20 protein-coding genes and 3 riboswitches are annotated in these 21,223 nt (G+C 67.2%); of the genes, 17 read left to right on the top strand and 3 right to left on the bottom strand.

Translation table 11 applies throughout. From position 1 onward, the window contains the following. Positions 1 to 128: 128 nt before the first annotated feature. The 8 genes from AC5RV3_RS11460 to AC5RV3_RS11425 all read left to right on the top strand — a co-directional run bounded on the left by AC5RV3_RS11460 (position 129) and on the right by AC5RV3_RS11425 (position 9,609). Positions 129 to 545, top strand: a complete 417-nt coding sequence (locus AC5RV3_RS11460; protein ID WP_494122236.1) for a CoA-binding protein — start codon at positions 129 to 131, stop codon at positions 543 to 545. An 89-nt stretch (positions 546 to 634) separates the two neighbouring features. Further along, positions 635 to 749: riboswitch (SAM riboswitch) on the top strand. Positions 750 to 823: 74 nt separating this feature from the next. Further along, positions 824 to 2,062, top strand: coding sequence for an acyl-CoA dehydrogenase family protein (locus AC5RV3_RS11455; RefSeq protein WP_494122235.1), 1,239 nt, complete (start codon positions 824 to 826; stop codon positions 2,060 to 2,062). A 199-nt stretch (positions 2,063 to 2,261) separates the two neighbouring features. Then, positions 2,262 to 3,518: an acyl-CoA dehydrogenase family protein gene (locus AC5RV3_RS11450; RefSeq protein ID WP_494122234.1), complete on the top strand. Its 1,257-nt coding sequence runs from the start codon at positions 2,262 to 2,264 to the stop codon at positions 3,516 to 3,518. Positions 3,519 to 3,532: 14 nt separating this feature from the next. After that, a complete protein-coding gene (locus AC5RV3_RS11445; protein WP_494122233.1) occupies positions 3,533 to 4,975 on the top strand; it encodes an APC family permease in 1,443 nt (480 codons plus the stop codon). A gap of 61 nt (positions 4,976 to 5,036) precedes the next feature. Further along, a riboswitch (SAM riboswitch) is annotated at positions 5,037 to 5,127 on the top strand. Positions 5,128 to 5,215: 88 nt separating this feature from the next. Continuing rightward, the gene (locus AC5RV3_RS11440) at positions 5,216 to 6,631 is read left to right on the top strand and encodes an LLM class flavin-dependent oxidoreductase (protein ID WP_494122232.1); all 1,416 of its coding nucleotides are present in this window, start codon (positions 5,216 to 5,218) and stop codon (positions 6,629 to 6,631) included. A 78-nt stretch (positions 6,632 to 6,709) separates the two neighbouring features. Beyond that, positions 6,710 to 6,801: riboswitch (SAM riboswitch) on the top strand. Between the two features lie 113 nt (positions 6,802 to 6,914). Beyond that, positions 6,915 to 7,973: a methionine ABC transporter ATP-binding protein gene (locus tag AC5RV3_RS11435; RefSeq protein WP_494122231.1), complete on the top strand. Its 1,059-nt coding sequence runs from the start codon at positions 6,915 to 6,917 to the stop codon at positions 7,971 to 7,973. After that, entirely contained in the window at positions 7,970 to 8,662 is a 693-nt protein-coding gene (locus tag AC5RV3_RS11430) for a methionine ABC transporter permease (RefSeq protein WP_494082989.1), read from the top strand. Before AC5RV3_RS11435 ends, AC5RV3_RS11430 begins: the two co-directional genes overlap by 4 nt. Positions 8,663 to 8,688: 26 nt before the next feature. Then, positions 8,689 to 9,609, top strand: coding sequence for a MetQ/NlpA family ABC transporter substrate-binding protein (locus tag AC5RV3_RS11425; protein ID WP_494122230.1), 921 nt, complete (start codon positions 8,689 to 8,691; stop codon positions 9,607 to 9,609). Positions 9,610 to 9,637: 28 nt separating this feature from the next. Here AC5RV3_RS11425 and AC5RV3_RS11420 read toward each other — a convergent pair whose 3' ends face one another. After that, the gene (locus AC5RV3_RS11420) at positions 9,638 to 10,477 is read right to left on the bottom strand and encodes a DUF1206 domain-containing protein (RefSeq protein WP_494122229.1); all 840 of its coding nucleotides are present in this window, start codon (positions 10,475 to 10,477) and stop codon (positions 9,638 to 9,640) included. Between the two features lie 216 nt (positions 10,478 to 10,693). Between AC5RV3_RS11420 and AC5RV3_RS11415 the strand changes: the two genes are divergently transcribed. The 4 genes from AC5RV3_RS11415 to AC5RV3_RS11400 all read left to right on the top strand — a co-directional run bounded on the left by AC5RV3_RS11415 (position 10,694) and on the right by AC5RV3_RS11400 (position 13,002). Further along, positions 10,694 to 11,098: an MmcQ/YjbR family DNA-binding protein gene (locus tag AC5RV3_RS11415; protein ID WP_494122228.1), complete on the top strand. Its 405-nt coding sequence runs from the start codon at positions 10,694 to 10,696 to the stop codon at positions 11,096 to 11,098. A gap of 3 nt (positions 11,099 to 11,101) precedes the next feature. Continuing rightward, complete coding sequence (locus AC5RV3_RS11410; protein ID WP_494122227.1) at positions 11,102 to 11,665, top strand: DUF1990 domain-containing protein; 564 nt, start codon at positions 11,102 to 11,104, stop codon at positions 11,663 to 11,665. 158 nt (positions 11,666 to 11,823) lie between these two features. Then, positions 11,824 to 12,144: a putative quinol monooxygenase gene (locus tag AC5RV3_RS11405; protein ID WP_494111105.1), complete on the top strand. Its 321-nt coding sequence runs from the start codon at positions 11,824 to 11,826 to the stop codon at positions 12,142 to 12,144. A gap of 57 nt (positions 12,145 to 12,201) precedes the next feature. After that, positions 12,202 to 13,002 (top strand): SDR family oxidoreductase, encoded by an 801-nt coding sequence (locus AC5RV3_RS11400; RefSeq protein ID WP_494122226.1) that lies wholly within the window; start codon positions 12,202 to 12,204, stop codon positions 13,000 to 13,002. A gap of 15 nt (positions 13,003 to 13,017) precedes the next feature. On the opposite strand, the gene AC5RV3_RS11395 is transcribed toward AC5RV3_RS11400, so the two are convergent. Further along, positions 13,018 to 14,010, bottom strand: a complete 993-nt coding sequence (locus AC5RV3_RS11395) for a LacI family DNA-binding transcriptional regulator (RefSeq protein ID WP_494122346.1) — start codon at positions 14,008 to 14,010, stop codon at positions 13,018 to 13,020. Between the two features lie 210 nt (positions 14,011 to 14,220). Here AC5RV3_RS11395 and uriH point away from each other — a divergent pair, with 210 nt between their 5' ends. Genes uriH through AC5RV3_RS11370 form a run of 5 tightly spaced genes read left to right on the top strand, consistent with a single transcriptional unit; the run spans position 14,221 to position 20,672 of the window. Then, on the top strand, positions 14,221 to 15,264 hold the full coding sequence (gene uriH, locus AC5RV3_RS11390; RefSeq protein WP_494122225.1) for a uridine-preferring nucleoside hydrolase UriH: 1,044 nt from the start codon (positions 14,221 to 14,223) through the stop codon (positions 15,262 to 15,264). Further along, on the top strand, positions 15,261 to 16,685 hold the full coding sequence (uriT, locus tag AC5RV3_RS11385; protein WP_494122224.1) for a uridine transporter UriT: 1,425 nt from the start codon (positions 15,261 to 15,263) through the stop codon (positions 16,683 to 16,685). The genes uriH and uriT overlap by 4 nt, the downstream gene beginning before the upstream one ends. After that, on the top strand, positions 16,682 to 17,641 hold the full coding sequence (locus tag AC5RV3_RS11380; RefSeq protein ID WP_494122223.1) for a ribokinase: 960 nt from the start codon (positions 16,682 to 16,684) through the stop codon (positions 17,639 to 17,641). Before uriT ends, AC5RV3_RS11380 begins: the two co-directional genes overlap by 4 nt. A gap of 39 nt (positions 17,642 to 17,680) precedes the next feature. Further along, positions 17,681 to 18,184, top strand: a complete 504-nt coding sequence (locus tag AC5RV3_RS11375) for a hypothetical protein (protein ID WP_494122222.1) — start codon at positions 17,681 to 17,683, stop codon at positions 18,182 to 18,184. 40 nt (positions 18,185 to 18,224) lie between these two features. Continuing rightward, positions 18,225 to 20,672, top strand: coding sequence for a penicillin acylase family protein (locus AC5RV3_RS11370; RefSeq protein WP_494122221.1), 2,448 nt, complete (start codon positions 18,225 to 18,227; stop codon positions 20,670 to 20,672). A gap of 54 nt (positions 20,673 to 20,726) precedes the next feature. Here AC5RV3_RS11370 and AC5RV3_RS11365 read toward each other — a convergent pair whose 3' ends face one another. Continuing rightward, on the bottom strand, positions 20,727 to 21,131 hold the full coding sequence (locus tag AC5RV3_RS11365) for a VOC family protein (protein WP_494122220.1): 405 nt from the start codon (positions 21,129 to 21,131) through the stop codon (positions 20,727 to 20,729). Positions 21,132 to 21,223: the final 92 nt, after the last annotated feature.

Below are 21,223 nucleotides of genomic sequence, written 5' to 3'. Positions count from 1 at the left end.
GAGCGCACGGAGGGCCCCCAGAGCTGCCGCATGGCATTGGAGCCGCCCGAGATTGGGTATCTGCCTCTCGGTGAGGCGGCAGTGCGCGGGCGGTTCCGGTGCAGAAGAGTCGCGGGTAGGGTCGAGCCATGGCACACCAGAATGACCCTAAAGTCGTCCGGCGGCTGCTGGAAACCCCGGGCCGCTGGGCCGTCGTCGGCTTGTCCACGAACCCGTACCGGGTGGCCATGCGCATTTCCCGGTACCTGATGGACCAACTGGACATGGAAGTCGTTCCCGTCAACCTGAAAGGCGACGACGTCCTCGGCTTGACCGGTTACCAAAAGCTCGCGGACATCCAGGGCGAGATCGACGTGGTGGATTGCTTCGTGAATTCGCAGAAGGTCGGACCGGTCGTGGACCAGGCGATCGAAGTCGGTGCCAAGGCGGTGTGGCTCCAGCTGGGCGTCGTCGACGAAGCCGCCGCGGACCGGGCCAAGGCGGCCGGCCTGGACGTAGTCATGGACACCTGCCCGGCGATCGAGGCCCCGCACTTCGGCCTCTAGCCCCGGCGCCCGTAACATTACGCCCCGGGACGTCACGGCCTGTCACGTGCTTCCCGGCGCCGGATCGGCCCCTGCATACTCAACTCCGAGATCAAGAGTCCCAACGACAAGCTCTGGCTGGTTGGGCGGCAACCCTCTCCCGTAGCGGGGTGCCCCAGATGAGGATCCGGCCGCGCACAACACCGTGCCCGGCAAGTACGGCCCCCGCCAGGCTGCGCCGCCAACCGTGATGGTTGCTGCGCCGCAGGCAGGCGGGAGCCCCGCCTTGAGGAGCCAACATGACCGCCGTCGTGACCGAAATCAACCCCCAGACCGGCCGATCCCCGTGGGCCGGGCGGGCTACCGCCGAAGAACTGGCCCACTGGCAGCAGATAGCCGAAGGCGTTGCCGCCGCACTGGCGCCGGACGTGCTGGAGCGCGACCGCCGCAACGCCGACCCGTACGCCGAGGTGGAGCTGCTGCGCAACTCCGGGCTGCTCAACCTGATCATCCCGGCCGAATGGGGCGGCGAGGGCGGGCACTGGGAAAGCGCGCTGCACGCCGTGCGCATCCTGGCCCGCACCGACGCGTCGATCGCGCAGATTCTCGGCTACCACTACGCCAACCTGGGCGCCGTCGTCTTCTACGGCGATGCGCAGGTCCAGGAACGCCTGCTCCGCCGCTCCGCGCTCGGCCGCTGGTCCTGGGGCGACTCCGTGAACCCCGTGGACCCGAATCTGGAACTGGTTCCCGACGGCGACGGCTACCGGCTGAATGGCATCAAGCACTTCTCCACCGGCGCTTCCGTCGGTGACGCCATCCTGGTCAACGCCGTGATCACGGCCGGGCCGGCGCAGGGCACGTTCCTGGCCCTAGCGCTGGAGCATGACAGAACGGGCATCGACTACCTCGGGGACTGGGACGCGCTGGGCCAACGCCTCTCGGCCAGTGGTTCGGTGAAGTACGACGGCGTGCAGGTCACCGCCGCGGACATCATCGGCGAGGTAGGGGATGAGCCTTTCTCCACACTGGTCACCCCGTACATCCAGCTGGCCTTCGGCAACCTCTACCTGGGCATCGCGCAGGGGGCGCTGGACCGCGGACGCCGGATCACGCTGGCGCGCCGGAACTCCTGGTTCCTCAGCACGCAGGAGACCTACGCCCAGGATCCGCTCACCCAGCGGGTCTACGGCGAGCTGGCTTCGCGGGTTGCCGCGGTGGAAGCCCTGGCCCACCGGACGAATGCACGGTTCGACGCGGTCATCGCCGCCGGCGCGCAGCTGACCGCGGAAGCCCGGGCGGACATCGCGATCGAGATCGCGCGGCTCAAGGTCGTGTCCACCGAGGTGGGCGTGGACGTGGCGAACCGTATCTTCGAGACCACCGGCTCGTCCTCCGCGAAAACCGAGGTCGGGCTGGACATTTTCTGGCGGAACATCCGCACTCACACGCTGCACGACCCGGTCGACTACAAGAAGGTAGAGGTCGGCGCCAACTACCTGCTCGGGGACGTCCAGCCGATTTCGCTCTACACCTGACCCGCGCCTAGCGCAGGCAATATTCCCCGCCGCCCGCGGGCCCCATCATGACTGCCCGCCGCCCGCGGGCCCCATCCGGCTGCCCGCCGGCCGCGGGCCCCATCACGACTGCCCGCCGACCGCGGGCCCCATCACGACTGCCCGCCGACCGCGGGCCCCATCACCCCGCCCTCGCGGCAGAACCTCCAGGAGAACCAGCATGACTGAAACCATTGACGACATCGCCACGGCCTTCCACGCCGCAGCCGCCAAGTACCGTCCGATCTTCGCGCGCATCGCAGCCGGGGCGCTGAGCCGCGAGCTCACCCGCGAGCTGCCGTTTGAACAGATCGGCTGGCTGAAGGACGCCGGCTTCGGCGCCGCCCGGATTCCGGCCGAGTTCGGAGGCGACGGGCTGGACTGGGAAGAGTTCACCCAACTCTTGATCGAGCTGGGCGCCGCAGACAGCAATATTCCGCAGGCGCTGCGTTCGCACATTGCCTTGGTTGAGGAGAACCTGTACCACCACGGCCGCACCTCGGACCGCAGCGCCTGGCTGCGGCGCTTCGCCTCCGGCGAGCTGGCCGGCAACGCCTGGACCGAACCGGGTGTCGGGGGAACCGCCACCGTGCTGTCCGAGTCCGGCAGCACGCTGCTGCTGAACGGCCGCAAGTTCTACACCACCGGCACCATCTTCGCGGACTGGATCGATGTCACCGCCAAGCGCCCGGACGGCTCCGATGCCTCGGTGATCATCTCCACCAAGACGCCGGGCGTGGAAACCTTCGACGACTGGGACGGTTTCGGCCAGCGGCTAACGGGCAGCGGCACCACCGTGTTTACCGACGCGGTTGTGGATCCGGCCAACGTGTCAGCCTTCGCCGACCGCTTCCCGTACCAGACGGCGCTCTACCAGCACATCCTGTTGGTCACCCTGGCCGGTATCGCCCGGGCCGTCACCGCCGAAGCCGCAGACAACGTGCGGGACCGTAAGCGGGTGTTCGGCCACGGAAACGCCCCGCTGGTCCGGCACGACGCGCAAGTCCTGCAAGTCGTCGGCGAAATCAGCGCCACATCCTACGCCGCGACGGCGACGACCCTGAGTGTGGCCCGCAGCCTGGACAGGGCTTTCGAGGCTCGGCGCCTGGATGCCGACGCCGAAAAGTCGGCCAACATCGCCGTCGAACTGGAATCGGGCCGGGCGCAGATAGTGCTCAGCACCCTGGTCCCGGACGCCGCGGGCGCCCTCTTCGACGCGCTCGGTGCTTCCTCGACCAGCACCGACAAGGCGCTGGACCGGCACTGGCGCAACGCCCGCACCGTGGCGACGCACAACCCGTTCATCTACAAATCCCGAATCGTCGGCGACTGGGAAGTCAACGCCACGGAACCCCCCTTCGTGTGGACCATCGGCGAGGCCATTGCCGACGCCGACCGCCCGCCAGTCAGCCCCGCCGCCCGTTCCGCGGCCGTCTAGGAAGAACGCACACCATGTCCGTATCCACCAGTAATCCAACCCTCGCGGCACCCGAAGCCGCGGCCGGCGCGGCCGGCGCTCCGCGGCTCTCCGGCCGGCTGGGTGTCGCCAGCATCGTGCTCATCGTGCTGGCCGCCGCGTCGCCGCTGGGCGTCATCGGCGGAACCGTCCCGCTGGCCATTGTCAGCGGCAACGGCGCCGGCCTCCCCTTCATCTACCTGCTGGCCATGGCAATTCTGCTGTTGTTTGCCGTCGGCTTCACCACCATGACACCGCATGTGCCAACCGCCGGCGCGTTCTACAGCTACGTCGACAAAGGCCTCGGCCGCAGGGCGGGCCTGGGGGCGGCCTTCGTGGCCCTGCTCTCCTACCTCGCCCTGGAAGCGGGCGTCTACGGCCTCTTCGCCCCGGCGGTCGACGAGGTGGTCCGCGCCTACGGCGGCCCCGAACTGCCCTGGTGGGTGTGGGCCGCGGCCGCGCTGGCGGCCGTCGCCTGGCTGGGACACCGCAACATCGAACTCTCCGGCAAGGTGTTGGCCGTGCTGCTCGTGGCCGAGGTGCTGATCGTGCTGGTCCTGGACGCCTTCATCATCTTTGACGGAGGGGGTGCCGGCGGCCTGTCCACCGGGTTCGCCACCCCGTCCACCGTCCTGTCCGGAGCGCCCGGCATCGCGTTGCTGTTCGCCATCCTGAGTTTCATCGGCTTCGAGGCCACCGCAGTCTTCCGCGACGAAGCACGCGACCCGGACAAGACCATCCCGCGCGCCACCTATGTGGCCCTCATTGTGGTGGGCGCCTTCTACGCCCTCTCCAGCTGGCTGCTGATCAGCGTCTGGGGCGACGACGGAATCGTCCAAAAGGCCACGGACGCGCCGGGCACCATGCTCTCGGAGACCACAACGCTCTATCTGGGCACGGCCGGCAGCCACATCATCCAACTGCTGCTGGCGACCAGCCTCTTCGCCTGCATCCTGTCCTTGCACAACATCGGTTCCCGCTACTTTTTCCAAGTCGCCGGGCAGGGCATCTTCCCGGCCAAGCTGGCCAGCACCCACGCCCGGCACCACTCCCCGCATCTGGCCTCCGCGGCGGCCAACACGGTGGTGGCCCTGTTCCTGCTGGCCGCCGTCGTGGCCGGCTGGGATCCGATCATGCAGTTCTACACCTGGTTCGCCGGCTTCGCGTCGCTGGGAATCGTGGTGCTGATGACGCTGACCAGCGCAGCCGTCCTGGTCTTTTTCCGCCGGAACGGTGCGCCCCTTCGGGACTGGAAACGCACCGTCGCCCCTGCACTCGGACTGATCGGGCTGCTCGGAATCCTGGCGCTGATCCTGCAGAACCTCCCGACCCTGGTTGGCAACAGCGTCCCGCTGGCGGTCGCCGTCGTCGTCCTGATCCTGCTGTGCTTTGCGGCCGGAGCCGTGGTCCGCGCCCAGCGGAGGCAGCCTGTGTCCTGAGTTACCTCGCGTGACGGCACACATTTCCCTCCGGGACGTCCCCGGGTGTCCAATGGAGGGGTACCCATCCAGAGCGGCCGAGAGACCTGGCTTGTTGACGCCGCAGCAACCCCCTCCTTTGAGGAAGGTGCTACCGCCAGGACCGATGGAGAAGCTCGATCTCTCGTTGGTCTTCCGTTGGCAGCCGCATGCCCAACGGAGGGCCGGCGCGGGCTCTTCTCATCAGAAAAGGAGCCTGACATGACCCTGAACAACCCGAACCCCAACCCCCGGCGCCAGATTCGTTTCAACGCCTTCGACATGAACTGCGTGGGCCACCAGTCGCCCGGACTGTGGCGCCACCCGCAGGACAAGTCCGCCAACTACAACACCATCGGCTACTGGACCCACCTGGCGAAGGTGCTGGAAAAGGGCCTGTTCGACGGCCTGTTCATTGCCGACGTGCTCGGCACCTACGACGTCTTCGGGTCCTCCAACGAGACCACGCTGCGCGCCGGCACACAGGTTCCGGTGAATGATCCGTTCATGCTGGTCTCGGCGATGGCCGCAGTGACCGAAAACCTCGGCTTCGGCGTCACCGCCGGCACCGCCTACGAGCACCCGTACCCGTTCGCCCGCCGTCTGGCCACGCTGGACCACCTGACCAACGGACGAGTCGGCTGGAACGTGGTCACCGGTTACCTGCCCTCGGCGGCGCGCAACATGGGCCAGGAAGACCAACTGGAGCACGACGAGCGCTACAACCACGCGGACGAATACCTCGAGGTCATCTACAAGCTGCTCGAGGGCTCGTGGGAGGACGACGCCGTGGTCAAGGACGTCGAGACCGGCGTCTTCACAGACCCGGCCAAGGTCCACGAGATCCGGCACGAGGGCAACTACTTCAAGGTCCCCGGCATCGCGATCACGGAGCCGAGCCCGCAGCGCACCCCGGTCATCTTCCAGGCCGGGGCCTCCAAGCGCGGCACCGAGTTCGCCGCCGGGAACGCCGAGGCGGTGTTCGTGACCTGCCCGACCAAGGAGATGCTCGCGGCGTCGGTGAAGAAGATCCGCGACGCCGTGGAAGCGGCGGGCCGCGACCGCTACGACGTACGCATCTACGCGATGCAGACCGTGGTAACCGGACCGGACACCGCCACCGCGCAGGCCAAATTCGAGGACTACAAGTCCTACGCGGACATCAACGGCGCTCTGGCCCTGATCTCCGGCTGGATGGGCGTTGACCTCTCCACCTACGGCCCGGACGACGTGATCGGCGAAAACGTGAAGTCCAATGCCATCCAGTCCTCGGTGGAGACCTTCCAGAAGGCGTCCGGCGACAGCGGCAAGCCGTGGACCATCCGCCAGCTGGCCGAATGGGTGGGCGTCGGCGGCTTCGGCCCGATCACCGTCGGTTCCGGCGCGGAGGTGGCCGCCAAGCTCGCGGAGTGGGTCGACGAGACCGACGTGGACGGGTTCAACCTGGCCTACGCCATCACCCCGGGCACCTTCGAGGACATCGTGGAATACGTCGTGCCGGAACTGCAGAAGCTGGGCGCCTACCCCACGGAATACGCGCCGGGGACCCTGCGCAACAAGCTCTTCGGCCGCGGCGACAAGCTGCCGGAGAACCACCGCGCCGCCGGCTTCCGCCTGCAGAACGCGCTGGTCGACTAAGCGTCGGCAGCAGCAGAACCAGCTAAACAACGACGCCGGTGCGCCGCCCCTTCAGGGGGCGGGCACCGCTGTCGGCAAGAACCATCCAGAGCGGCCGAGAGATCTGGCTCGATGACGCCGCAGCAACCCCGGCAACTGCCGCACGGTGCTAACGCCAGAACCGATGGAGAACCCGGGCCGGCCCGGAACCGGCCGCGCCATGCCTGCGCGCCGTGATCGGCTGCGCCCGGGGCTCCCTGACCTTCAGGAGCAGCATGAAAAGGTATGCCGCGGGCGGCCCGCAATGATAGAAATCCGCAATCTGCACAAGAGCTACGACACGCGCCACGGGACGGTCGAGGTGCTCAAGGGCATCGACCTGACCATCGAGCAGGGGTCGATCACCGCCGTCGTCGGCCCTTCCGGCGCCGGCAAGACGACCCTCTCCCACTGCATCTCCCTGTTGGAAAAACCGACCTCCGGCCAGGTGCTGGTGGACGGCCGCGACCTGTCAGCACTGTCCGGACAGGCATTGCGCGGCGAACGCCGCGCCATCGGCACGATCTTCCAACACTCGGCCCTGCTGCGCCGGATGACGGTGGCGGAGAACGTGGCGCTGCCGCTGCGAAACCTCGGCGTGGTGCACGCTCAGATGGAGGACCGCGTGGCCGAACTGCTGGACCGGGTGGGCCTGCTGCACAAGGCCAACGCCTACCCCGGCCAGCTGTCCGGCGGCCAAAAGCAACGGGTCGGCATCGCCCGGGCGCTGGCACTTCGTCCCCGGATTTTGCTCTCCGACGAATCGACGTCGGGCCTGGATCCGGAGTCCACCCAGCAGATCCTGGACCTGCTGGACGACGTGCGCACCGAACTGGGGTTGTCGGTCATCCTGATCACCCATGAGATGGACGTGGTGCGCCACGTCGCCGACCAGGTGGCCGTGCTCTCCGGCGGCCGCGTCGCGGAATACGGGCCGATCGGCGCCCTGGTGGCCGATCCGGCCTCCGCCGCCGGCCGCCAACTGCTGCCAATCCGCGCCCTCCCGCTGCCGGCCGGCTTCGACTACGCGCTGTCAGTCTCGTACCGGCACGGGCCGGTGGACCCGGAGTGGATGACCCGCCTGTCCACCGGCTTGGGCGTGCGCGTGGCGCTGCTCGGCGGCACGGTGGAAGCCCATGGTGAAGCGGTGCTGGGCCGCGCCGACATCGGTGTCGCCGGCCGCCCGGAGGCCGAGGTCCGCGCCTACTTGGCCGGCCTGGGCCTTACCGCAGAGGCACGCCACCGTGCCGTGGACGCGGCGGAAACGCCGCCGTCGGACGCAAAGGATCATGCAAGGAACGAGAAAATCGAGGTGCACGCATGAGGCCCGCAGAAACCGCCGCCGTCGGGCTGGACACGCCCTGGGCGGACCTGCCCGCGCTGCTGCTGCCGGCCTACGGCGAAACCTGGGCGATGGTCGGCATCGTGATGGTCATGGTGATCCTGGTCGGCGGCGCCACCGGCGTGCTGCTGTACAACACGGACGGCCGCGGCCTGTTCCCCCGGCCCCGCCTGCACGGAACGCTCAGCTGGCTCGTCAACATGGGCCGCTCGCTCCCGTTCCTGGTGCTGATGGCCGCCATCATCCCGCTGACTAAGTGGGTCACCGGAACGACCATCGGCATTGCGGCAGCCGTGGTCCCGATGACACTGGCCGGCATTCCGTTCTTCGCCCGGCTGGTGCAGAACGCACTCAACGACCTGCCGCGCGAGAACATGGCCGTCGGGCTGGTCACGGGCAGTTCCACCGGGCAGATCATCCGGCAGACGCAGCTGCGCGAAGCCCTGCCAGGTCTTACGTCAGCGGTCACGCTCAACACCATTTCGATGATCGAATACTCGGCCATCGCCGGGACCATCGGCGCCGGCGGCATCGGCTACCTGGCCGTCACCTACGGCTACCAACGGTTCGACACCCACGTCATGGCGGCCACCATCGTTGTCCTGATCATCACGGTGCAGCTGGTGCAGTTTGCCGGCGACCGGATCTCCCGCGCGCTGCTGCGCCCCTAGCCACCGACCAACAGGAGCATCACATCATGAGCACCCCTTTCGCCGGGTCCGGCCACGACCACGGCTTCACCCTGCGCAAACAGACCACCGCCCTGCCGTGGAGCATTGCCGCCCTTGCCGCCGTCGTCGCACTGGTCCTGGGGCTGCTGCTGGTGCAGCAGCAGTCAGGGCCGGCCGTCGCGGCATCCGGCAGCGAGGTCACCTCGCCGCTGAAAGTCCACTTCGAACCGGCGATGGCGGGGGAGGAGAAGATCCTGAAGTTCGTCGCCGAGGAAATCGCCCCCGACTACGGCGTGGAGATCGAGGCAGTGGGCCTGCAGGATCCGGTCCAGTCCAACCGCGCGGTGGCCGATGGGCAGTTCCACGCCACCATCTTCGAACACCAGTGGTACATGCAGCAGTCCGCCGACGCCAACGGGTTGGAACTGACGCCCACGGTGGAGCTGTACCAGTGGGGTTTCGGCCTCTACTCAACCCGCTACGGCTCGGTGGAAGACCTGCCGCGCGGAGCCGTGCTGCTGCTGCCCAACGACGCCGCCAACCAAGGCCAGGCGCTGTGGCTGCTGCAGCGCGAGGGACTGCTGGAGCTGGATCCCGCGGTGGAGCCGCGAACAGCAAAGATCCGCGACGTCACCGGCAACCCGCGCGGTTTCGAGCTGAAGGAAGCCGACCTGCTGGCGATGCCGCGGATGCTCGACTCAGTCGATGCCGCGATCGGCTATGTCTCCCAGTTCGACGCCGGCAAGATCGGCCGCGACAAGGGCATCCTGTTCCCTGCGGCGCCGAAGACATTCGCCTCCCGCCTGGTGATCGGCACCCAGTTCAAGGACAGCGCGGAGAGCAAGAAGCTGATCGAGATCTTCTCGGATCCGCGGCTGGAGGAGTACCTGCACACCACGGAGGATCCGCTGGTCAAGGACGTGCTGACGCCGGTCTCCACGGAGTAGGGCCGACACGCGAGAGGCCCCGAACGCGCTACATCTTGGCGTAGCGTGCCCGGGCGCCCATGTACAGGCCGTAACAAATCAGGCCGACGGCGACGAGGGCAAGTGCGGCCGGGCCGAAGGCCTGGTCGCGCAGCGCCTTGAGCGCCCCGTCCAGCCCCTTGACCTCCTGCGGGTCGTGCTGCACCGCGGCCACCGCCAGCAGCAGCCCCAACACGAACAGTGCCAGCCCCTTGCCCACGTAACCCACGACGCCGAGCCACGTCACGGCGGTGCCGGTGCTGCCCCGGGGGAGCCTTTTAAGGTCGCTCAGGAACTTCTTCTTCAGGCCCTTGAACACGTAGAAGACGCCGGCGCCCATGATGACAGCGCCAATCAGGAACAGGACAACGACACCGCCGGGCCATTGCATCAGCCTGGTGCTCGCGTCTTGGGAGCTCTGGCTGCTGTCGGCGCCGGAGCCCAACGCGAAGCTGCCGAACGACACCGCCACCACCGTGTACGCGATGGCCAGTCCCACGCACTTAGCCCGGTAGCCCCATTTCTTCTTAGCCTGGCGGCCGCGGCCCCCGAACACCGCTTCGCTGATCTGCCACAAGGCCAAGGCCGCGGCGGCAAGCATGCCCGCCCAGAGCAGGAACAATCCGCCCGGGCGCTGCGCCAGGCTTGAGGCGGCCCCGGTCTGGTCCGCCTCGCCACCTCCGCCGAACGCCAGTCGGAGCGCGATTGCGCCAATCAGCACGTGCAGCAGGCCGCTGGCCACGTATCCGAACCGCGCTACCCGCTCGAAAAGCTTGGAATTGGCAGCGTCCTCGGTCTTGTCTTTAGCCCTGCCGGCCGCCCGCTTCGCTTCCCTGCCCGTGTCTGCCATGGGTCTCCTCTCCAAAGCCGTGGCCCATTCCGAAACCCGCCGGCGGCACGGAAGCCCCGCCGTCGTTCCCCGTGAAACAACTGTGAAACCATCCTGCCACCGAAGTTGCCGCCGCGCACCGCGCGGACTCGGGCGGTCGCGGGGCATGGGCGCGGGCCGCCACGTGGTTCCCCAGAACCGTGACCGGCGCGGGCGGGGAGCAGTAGGCTCATGCCTATGGACGCAACCGCGCTGCGCGCATTCTGCCTGTCCCTGCCCGGGGCGTTCGAAGATTTCCCGTTTGGCCCCGAGGTATCGGTGTTCAAGGTCAGGGCGGCGGGACGGGCCGCCAAGATGTTCGCGCTCTCCGACCTGCAGGCGCCGCAGCTGAGCATCAGCCTCAAGTGTGAACCGGTGCTGGCGCAGCAGCTGCGCGCGGCGCATCCGGAGATCACGGGTGCCTATCACATGAACAAAACGCACTGGAACGGCGTGCGCTGCGACGGTGGGCTGCCCGACGACATGCTGCGCGACATGATCGAGGACTCCTACGATCTGGTGGTGGCATCACTGCCGCGCCGCGACCGCGAAATGCTGGGCTGGATGGGCCTAACCAGGGGCGAAGATGCGCGGCAGGGCTGAAGGGTGAAGGCCAAGAACCTGGGCGGAGCGCGCTTGACGTACGACGGCGTGGGGCTGAGCCGGGAACGCACCTCGCCGCCGGGATACCGGGTCGTCGACGAGCGGGTCGGTGTCGGTGAGGGGGAAGAAGCTTTTCATCGGCTGGTCGAAGGGCTGATGGGGTGGGAAGTGCATCGGCTGGCCGGGCTGCGGGTGGATGCCACGGGGCCGGTGGCCGCCGAAGGCGTGGAGGTGGTGTGCGGGTTCGGAGTCGGGCCGCTGCGGCTCGCCATCCCGTGCCGCGTGGTGTGGACGGAACGGACGCCAACGCGGACGGGGTTCGGCTACGGCACCCTGCCCGGTCATCCGGAGTCGGGGGAAGAAGGGTTTGTGGCTGTGCTGGAGGGGAGCGGGCTGGTGGTCTTCGAGGTGTTCGCGTTCAGCCGGCATTCCAACTGGTTCTACCGGACAGGCGCGCCGGTGGCGGAAGCCGCCCAGCGGCTGGTCACGCGTCGCTATATTTCGGCAGCCAGGGCGCTCGCCGGCGGACAAGCCGGGCAGGCGGGCCGGCCTGGGCAGCGCCGCTAACTGACTGGCCGTCGATACGCACCGGCGGGCTGGCGGACAGGCCGGGTGGCGACGCCAACTGACGCTGGGCCAATCCTGCCTGGCCGCACCTGACCTGACGGACCACGCGGTGCATGACAGGATGAAAAGACATCCCAAAGAAGAAAGGCTGATGCCGCGTGATATTTATTGTGGTCAAGTTCAAGGTCAAGGACGAGTACGCCGACAGCTTCCCCGAACTCGTGCGCGAATTCACCGAGGCAACGCGTGCCGAGCCGGGCAACCTGTGGTTCGACTGGTCACGCAGCGTGGACGACGCCAACACCTACGTGCTCGTGGAGGCCTTCCGGGACGACGCGGCCGAAGCTCACGTGAAGAGCGACCACTTCCAGAAGGCCATGCAGGAGCAGCCACAGTACCTGCAGGAGACCCCGCGGATCATTAGCCGGCAGGTCGAGGGCGACGACTGGGACCTGATGGGTGAAATGACCGTCGCGTAGCGGGCCCGGCCGCCGGAGGGGCTGGCAAGCGGCAGGTTCTTCGCCACAATAGGGCGCATGGAACAGTTCACACCCCGCACAGCCATTGTCACCGGTTCCGACTCCGGCATCGGCCGGGCCGCCGCCGTCGCCTTGGCCCGTGCCGGGATGAATGTCGGGATCACCTGGCATTCGGACCGGGACGGAGCCGAGGACACGGCGAAGGAGGTCCGCGTGCTCGGCCGCAGCGCCGCCGTCGTCCAATTGGACACCACGGACCTGCCCGGCTGCGGGGACGTAGTCGACGCGCTCGCGGAGCAGCTCGGCGGGCTGGACGTGTTCGTCAACAACTCAGGCACGGGCGCCTCGGAGCCGTTCCTGGAGCTGGACTATGAGACGTGGCGGAGAGTGGTTGCCACCGACTTGGACGGCGCGTTTGTCTGCATGCAGCGGGCAGCCCGGCGGATGGCGGAGGCCGGCCGCGGCGGCCGGATCATCGCCGTCACCAGCGTGCACGAGCACCAGCCGATGATCGGGGCCGCCCCCTACGACGCCGCCAAGCATGGCCTCGGCGGGCTGGTGAAGAACATGGCGCTGGAGCTCGGCCGGCACGGCATCACGGTCAACTCCGTCGCGCCGGGGGAGATCGCCACCGCCATGACCGGCAACGAGGACGAAGACCCGCACCGCATCGACCGCCCCGGCATACCGCTGGCCCGGCCCGGCGACGCCCGCGAGGTCGCCGCCGTGATCGCCTTCCTGGCGTCCGAGGAAGCCGGCTACGTCACCGGGGCGTCGTGGGTGGTGGACGGCGGCATGCTGCAGATGGGACCGCAGGCCGGGGCGGCCGTGACCGGCCACGACTGGCGCAAGGTGTAGCCGCGCCGTCGCTGGTTAGTTGGCGGCGATCCGCTCCGTGGAGCCGCGCACAATCAGCGAGGCCTCCAAGGTGAGCTGCGGTTGCTCGAGGTCGCGGCCTTCGATCAGGCCGCGCAGCTGTTCGCCGGCCTTGAGGCCCAGGCGGGCGGCGGGAAGGTGGACGCTGGTGAGGCCGGGGTTGCTAGTGGCGGAGTAGGGCAGGTCGTCGAAGCCGGCGACGGCGAGTTCGTCCGGGATCCGCACGCCGGCGACGCGCGCCTGCTGCAGCACGCCGTACGCGTGGGTATCGGTGGCGCAGACGACGGCGGTGACACCGGATCGCTGCCACCGGGGCCAGGCGGCGGCAAACGCCTCGGCCGACGCGCCGACGTCGATCGTGGTGCTGATCAGGTGGGCCGGGTCCACGGTCATCCCGCGCGCGACCGCCTCCGCCAGGAAGGCCATCCGGCGAATGGTGAAGGTGGCTGTGCCGGTCACGCTGTCCAGGTACGCCACCCGCTGGTGGCCGGAGGCTGCCAGATGCGCCGCGAGTTCGCGGGCGCCGTGGGCCACATCGAGGTTGACGGACGGCGCATAAGCCTCCAGCCCGGGCGCGTCGAGCAGCACCAAGGGGCCCGTGGCGGAGAGGTCCTCGAGGAACGCGGCATCGGGGGCATCCACCAACAGGCCCGCCGGGCGCAGGGCGAGGATCCGGCGGATGTCATCCGCGCGGGGGAATTCACCGGCTTCGGTGACGGAGAGCAGCAGTTGGAAGTCCGCGCCGAGGGATTTCCGGACGCCGGCAACGACCTTGGCGAAGAACGGGTTGGAAATGTCCGGCGCCACCAGAACCACAATGGAGCTGACCCCCTTGGCCAGCGAACTGCCCACGCTGTCCACCACGTATCCGAGTTCGGCGATGGCCTGGCTGACCCGCGAGATGTTGTCCGCAGACACCCGCCCGCGCGTCTTGCCGTTGGCCACCAGAGAAACCGTCGCCGTGGAGACGCCGGCGCGGGCGGCCACCATCGCCGCGGTCACCCGCCCACCGACGCGCGGCGGGTGCTGGGGAGGGCGGGCGGAATCCATGAGCCCATGATAAGCGCGATCAAGCACCACAGTGCATCAAGCGCTTGACGCTTTTTACGTAAAGCGTTTGACGTGAACGGGAAGGGGGTGTCACACTTCCTGAGACTGAATCCCCGCTGCGGCGGACCCCGATGACGTGGAGAGAAAAACATGGACGCCACTTCCGCGACGCCTGGACCGAAAAAGATCATATTGGATTGCGATCCGGGGCACGACGACGCCGTGGCGCTGCTCCTGGCCCACGGCAACCCTGACATCGAACTGCTTGCCGTGACCACCGTTGTCGGCAACCAGACCCTGGCGAAGGTCACCAAGAACGCTCTGGCGGTGGGAACGATCGCCGGAATCACCGGGGTCCCGTTCGCCGCCGGCTGTGACCGCCCGCTGGTGCGCACCATCGAAACCGCGCCGGACATCCACGGCGAGTCCGGCATGGACGGCCCCGCGCAGCCGGAGTCCAGCATTGAGCTGGACCCGCGCCACGCCGTTGATCTCATCATCGACACGATCATGGGGCACGAACCCGGCACCGTCACCCTGGTCCCGACTGGCGGCCTGACCAACATCGCGATGGCCGCCCGCAAAGAGCCGCGGATCGTCGAGCGGGTCAAGGAAGTCGTGCTGATGGGCGGCGGCTACCACGTGGGCAACTGGTCCGCCGTGGCCGAGTTCAACATCATGATCGACCCCGAGGCCGCCCACATCGTCTTCAACGAGAAGTGGCCGGTGGTCATGGTGGGACTGGACCTCACACACCAGGCGCTGGCCACCCCAGACGTCGTCGAGCAGATCGAAGCCGTCGGCACCGGTCCGGCCCGCTTTGTCCGCGAACTGATGGACTTTTTCGCCCAAACCTACAAGGACGCACAGGGCTTCGACCACCCGCCGGTCCACGATCCGTGCGCCGTCGCCTACGTCATCGACCCCACGGTGATGACCACCCGCAAGGTCCCGGTCGACATCGAACTGCAGGGCAAGCTGACCCTCGGCATGACCGTCGCTGACTTCCGCGCCCCCGCACCGGACGACTGCCACACCTCGGTGGCCGTGGACCTTGACCGCACCAAGTTCTGGAACCTGGTGACCGATGCACTGGTCCGGATCGGCGAGGTAGACCTCGGAACCGCCACGACAACAACGACGGCGGCGCCCCCCTCCGCGGCGCCCGAGACCTCCGGGATGGCAGCGAAATGAGCGCCGTTCTGAACGAGACCAAGGCAACCCGCGGCGGCACCACCGCCCTGATGGTCGCCCTGCTGGCGGCCTGCGTGGCCTTCCAGCTCAATGCCTCCATGCTCAGCCCCGCCCTGGTCACCATGGGCGAGGAACTGCAGACCGACCAGGCCTCGATCGGCCTGTCCCAGACCTGGTTCTTCACCACAGCCGCGCTGTTCTCCCTGTTCCTGCCCCGGCTGAGCGATATTGTCGGCCGCAAGCGGATCCTCGTCGGGATGATGCTGCTGACGGCCGTTGGCTCCGTGATCGCCGCGCTGGCCCCGGACGTTACGTGGCTATTCGTGGGCCGGATCATCCAGGGTGTCAGCGGCCCCACCGTGCCGCTGTGCCTCATCATGCTGCGCACCGCCGTGCCCAACCTGCGCACCTACGGCACGCTGATGGGCGTGATCCTCGCGGTCAACGGCGGCGTGGCCGGCGTCGATGCCTTCCTCGGCGGCTACATGGCCGAGCACTACGGCTTCCGCAGCATCTTCTGGTTCATGGTGGTCCTCGCCGTGATCGCGGCTGTTCTCGTCGCCGTCCTGACGCCCGAGAGCAAACCGCAGGCCGGGACGCGGATGGACTGGACCGGCGTCGTCTTTATTGTTGTCGCAGTCGGTGCCCTGCTCACCGCGCTGAACGAGGCCGCCAAGCTGGTCGGCGCGTTCTCCACGGAAACCCTGGTCCTCTCGCTGGTGTTGATCGCCGTGGCCGCCGCCGCGTTCGCCGCCTTCTGGGTCACCGAAAAGCGCGCGAAGCAGCCGATGGTGGAGATTGTCCATCTGCGCCAGCGCTCCACGTGGGCGCCACTGCTGACCACGGTCCTGACCATGACCGGCATCTTCGCCGTCATCAACGGGATTGTCCCCGCCTACGTACAGGCCGCCGCACCCGGCTTCGGCATCGGCCCCACCGAAACGGCGCTGCTCATCCTGACCCCCTACGCGCTGCTGGGCTGGATCTTCGGCCCGATCAGCGGACGGCTCGCCCCGGTACTCGGCTACACCAATGTGCTGCGCATCGGCATGATCGGCAGCATCGTCTCCCTGGTGATCATTGTGCTGTTCGGCCTGGACAGCCTGCCGCTGATGGTCGCCGCCACTGCACTGCTCGGCATCATGTACGCCGGCACCGCAAACATCATGCTCAACGGGCTCGGCGTGGTCCTCTCGCCCCCGGGCAACCCCGGCTTCCTGCCGGGCATGAACGCCGGAGCCTTCAACCTCGGCGCCGGGCTGAGCTTCCTGGTGCTGCCGGCGGTGCTCGTGGGCACCTCGGCGCTGGGCGACCGCACCTCTTACCTCACGACGGTGGTGGTAGGCCTGGTCATCACGGTCGCGGCCTTCGCCGCCTCGCTGCTGATCCCCAAGCCCGTCGATGCCGAGGTGAAAAAGTGAGTCCGCAAGCCGGACGCATCGTCGTCGTGGGTTCACTGAATGCGGACCTGACGATCTACACGGAGCGGCTGCCCAACCCCGGCGAAACCGTCCACGGCGAAGGCTTCGCCGTGAACCCGGGCGGCAAGAGCGCCAACCAAGCCGTGGCCGCCGGCCGGCTCGGCGGCAACGTAGCCCTGATCGGCGCCGTGGGCGAGGACTCCAACGGGGACATGCTGCTGGCCTCCGTTGCAGGGGCCGGCGTGGACGTTTCCCGCGTGCGCCGCGCCGCCGACGTCGAGACCGGCGTCGCCGTCATTACCGTTGACACCGCGGGGGAGAACAGCATCGTCATATCCCCTGGCGCCAACGGCACCGTAGTTCCCGACGACGTAGTCACAGCCGGGGACGTTTTCGATGGCGCCGCCGTGGTCTGCCTCTGCCTCGAGGTCGGCCTCGACGCCGTAGAGGCGGCAGCAAGATCAGGGCACGACGCCGGAGCAACGGTGCTGCTTAACCTCTCGCCTTACGCGCCCGTGCCGCGAAGCCTGGCCGAACTCATCGACGTCCTGCTGGTCAACGCGCACGAGGCATCGCAGTTCCTCGGCGGCGCCGAAATGCCCTGCGCCGACGCCGCCGTTGCCGACTGGGAGCGGGTGCGCTTGAAGTTTGCGGCGAAGGGGCTGGACCGTGTCGTGGTCACCCTGGGCGCCGCCGGCTCCATCGTGCTGGATTCGCATGCCGAGGAGGGGTGCCGTTTCACCCGGATCGCCCCCACCCAGGTTGACGCCGTGGACACTACCGGCGCCGGCGACGCCTTCACCGGGTCCCTCGCGGCACGGCTTGCCGCAGGGGAGACCCTGGCCGAGGCGGCGGCGTTCGCTTCGGTCGCTGCTGCCCTGGCTGCCACGAAAAAGGGAACCCAGGCCGCGTACCCGCGACTGGCAGACGTGGAGCGTCTGCGGGCTGGCGCCTGACGTCCAGAGACCTAACGCGACGTACAAACGAACGGCGCGGTGCACCGGAAGGTGCGCCGCGCCGTCGTCCTTGGTGAGAGCAAGCTGGGCCGGCACGGCATCACGATGAACGCCGTCGCGCGGGGGGAGATTGCCACCACCGTGACCGGCAACGAGGACGAGGGCACGCACAGCATCGACCGCCCCGGCATCCCACTGGCCAGACCCGGCGAATCCCGCGAGGTCGCCGCCGTCGGCAGCCACGACTGGCGAGGTGTAGGAAACCACCTCGGGCTCCTGCAAGCGCGAGGGCAGACAAGGCCGCCCGCGCCGGTGCACACGACGGCGATTATAAGCCTATGGCTGCAGCAATCCCGGCAGAAACACGGGCGCGAAGGCGCCCGATTCCCACGTCGATACAAAATGAACGTTTGGACGGGAATTAAGACCAGCAACCATTGCCAGCCCCCTAGCGGCGCTGTGACACTAAGTTGCCGCCAAGCAACCAGTGCCGTTCAGGTAGGGGCTGCCGACGGCATTCGCATGCAGTTCCATCGCAATTGATTCGACGAGGAGTCAGGTGAAGAAGACGAAACCAGCGCTCATGGCACTTTCATTGGTTCTTTCGGCCGGGTTGGCGGGAGGCCTTGCCGCCCCCGGTGCTACGGCGGCCGACACCACGGAGACCGTGCAGCAAAGCAGTGAAAAGGTCCTCGGATCGGGTGCTATCACCGTCAAGCGGGACACCTACGGCGTCCCGCACGTCTACGCGGACACGACCCGCGATCTGTTCTACGGCTACGGCTATTCCGTTGCTGAGGACCGGACGTTCCAACTGGAAATGGCCAAACGCGCCGTTCTGGGCACCTCTGCCGAAGTCCTGGGCCCGGACTACGTCGAGATCGACAAGCGCTCCCGTGCCTCCTTCGACCCGGAAGCCATCAGGGAGCAGATTTCGGCCCTGCCCGCCGAAGACCGGGACATCCTCGACGGTTACGCGGCCGGTTTCAACAAGCGCATTGCCGAGGTGATGGACAATCCAGGCGCCCTGCTGCCGAAGCAGTTCACCGATTACGGCTTCGAGCCCTCCCGCTGGTCGGGGTACGACGTGGCGATGATCTGGGTCGGCACCATGGCCAACCGATTCTCGGACAGCGCAGGGGAGCTCTCCAGCCTGCAGGTCCTCCAGCAGCTCACCGCCGAACACGGCGCGGAGCAGGGCCAGCTCCTCTTCGATCAGCTGCAGTGGATCGAAGATCCTACCGCCCCCACCACCGTGCCGCGCGAGGATAAAAAGCGCCCGAACCAGCTGGCCTCGGACAGCCCCTCGCAGATGGCCAAGCTCAACAAAGTTTCCCAGGATCTGAAGGATGACGGCCTGGAGCGGATGAAGCAGTTCGGCGGCGGCGACTGGCCGAACCTACAGCCCGAGGCCAGCAATCTCTGGATCGTCGGCGGCAAGAAGAGCAAGGAGAAAGGCTCGGTGCTGCTCAACGGCCCCCAGTTCTCCTGGTTCAATCCCTCCTACGTCTACGGCATCGGCCTGCACGGGGCCGGTTACGATGTGACGGGCAATACACCCTTCGCTCACCCCACTATCCTCTTCGGCACCAACAAGAACATCAGCTGGGGATCCACCGCCGGACCGCTGGACGTCAACGACGTCTACCAGGAGCAGTTAAACCCGGAAAACCCTCACGAGTACAAGTACGACGGCGATTGGGTACCGATGGAGGTCCGCACCGAAAAGATCGAGGTCGCCGGGCAGGAACCGATCGAACAGCAGGTTTACTCCACCATCCACGGTTTCGTGACCAGCTTTGACGAAGCGAACAACACGGCCTACTCAAAGAAACGCAGCTGGACCGGCACCGAAATCCAGTCCTTCATGGCTTGGATCAAGATCATGAAGGCCCAGAACTGGGAGGAGTACCTGGCCCAGGCGGAGAAGGTGGGCATTACGATCAACTGGTACTACGCCGACAAAAAAGGCAACATTGGCTACGTCTCCCCAGGCAAGCTGCCGATCCGCGCCGAAGGGCACGACCCGCGGCTCCCCGCCGTCGGCGACGGGTCCATGGAGTGGAAGGGAATCAGGGACTTCTCCGAAAACCCCAAGGTCTACAACCCCAAGCAGGGCTATATCGTGAACTGGAACAACCAGTCCGGTGCCGGCTTTAACGCAGGCTCAGGAAACTGGTCGCCAGTGGACCGCGTCAACGAGATCATTGAGCGGCTTGAGGACCAGCAGAAGTTCACGACCGACGAGATCTGGAACATCAACGAAGAAACCTCGTTCGCGGACCTGAACATCCGCTACTTCCGCCCGTTCCTCGAGGAAGCCGTCAAAACGCTGCCCGCCAAGGACCCGGTGGTCCAGGATGTCCGGCTTCTGACAGGATGGGATGGCCAGCGCCGTGACAGTGACGGCGACGGCAAGCTCGACGGCCCTGAGGCAGCGATCATGAACGCCTGGCTGCCGATCCTGTTCGAGGCGGTGCTCAAGGACGACCTGCCGGCCTCCGTTTTTGCCAGCTACTCGCAGGGCACCGGTCTCGCCCGTCCCGCAAACGGCAGCAAGCTCGTCTACAACGCCCTGTTGGGCAAAGACGCCGGCATTTTACAGCACGTCGACTTCTTCAATGGCGCGGACAAGAAGCAAGTCTTGCTGGACACCTACCAGCAGGCGCTGGAGAAGCTCGAGGCCGAACAGGGCACCGACCGCAACAACTGGACCGCGCCCACGCCCCAGCATGAGTTCTCTTACAAGAACTTTATCGGCGTCCCCCAAGCGAACCCGAACGAGAACCTGACCGGGCCGGACTACATGAACCGCGGCTCCCAGAACGACATCGTCTCGCTCTTCGGTTCGCAGGCCCAGATGTGCACCGTCGCCCCGCCCGGCCAAAGCGGCTTCATCGCTCCCGACGGCACCAAGTCCCCGCACTACGCTGATCAACTGCAGATGTACGCGGACTTCGAATGCAAGACGGAAAACCTCTACCCGGAACAGCTCGACGCCAACCTCGAGAGCGAGAAAATACTGAAGTGACCTGTTCGTAGTCGGCAGCAGGCGGTCACCGGCGGTGGCCGCCTGCTGCTTTCCCTATGGGCCTACTGGTTCGTAGCCGACGAGCCAGTGAAGCCCGTGACGATCGATCACCTGGCCATCGGAGGCGCCCCACGGCTTCGGGGCAAGGGGATCGACCACCCGGCCGCCAACGGCGAGCTTGTCGAACCACTCGTGCAGCACCTCGGGCTCGGCCGTCCCGAGCAACGAGAGCATGACGCCCTCGAGCCGGACGCTCTTCTCGCCGGGTGCCGCATCCGATCCGGCCAGGGCGACCACGCCGTTCAGCATTCCATGGGCTATGTGCCCCGGCGGTCCCTCACTGTTACCGAAGTCCTCGTTGGTGTGGAGGGAAAGCTCGCCGCCAAAGATCTCTGCGTAGAAACCCAGTGCTTCGCGGGCAGTGCCGGGGAAACTGATATAGATCTGCGGTGCCGTCATGGGCACAGCATACAGATACGGATATCCGGCAGCGCTGCGGGGCCGGTCCTCGAGGGGAAGACGAAGAGGGATGTTCCCTGCACCGCGGTGCT

This window comes from Arthrobacter sp. Y3221114 (genome assembly GCF_059092625.1).
Note: the sequence above shows the minus strand (reverse complement) of the source record. Positions and strands in the feature narration are given on the sequence as shown.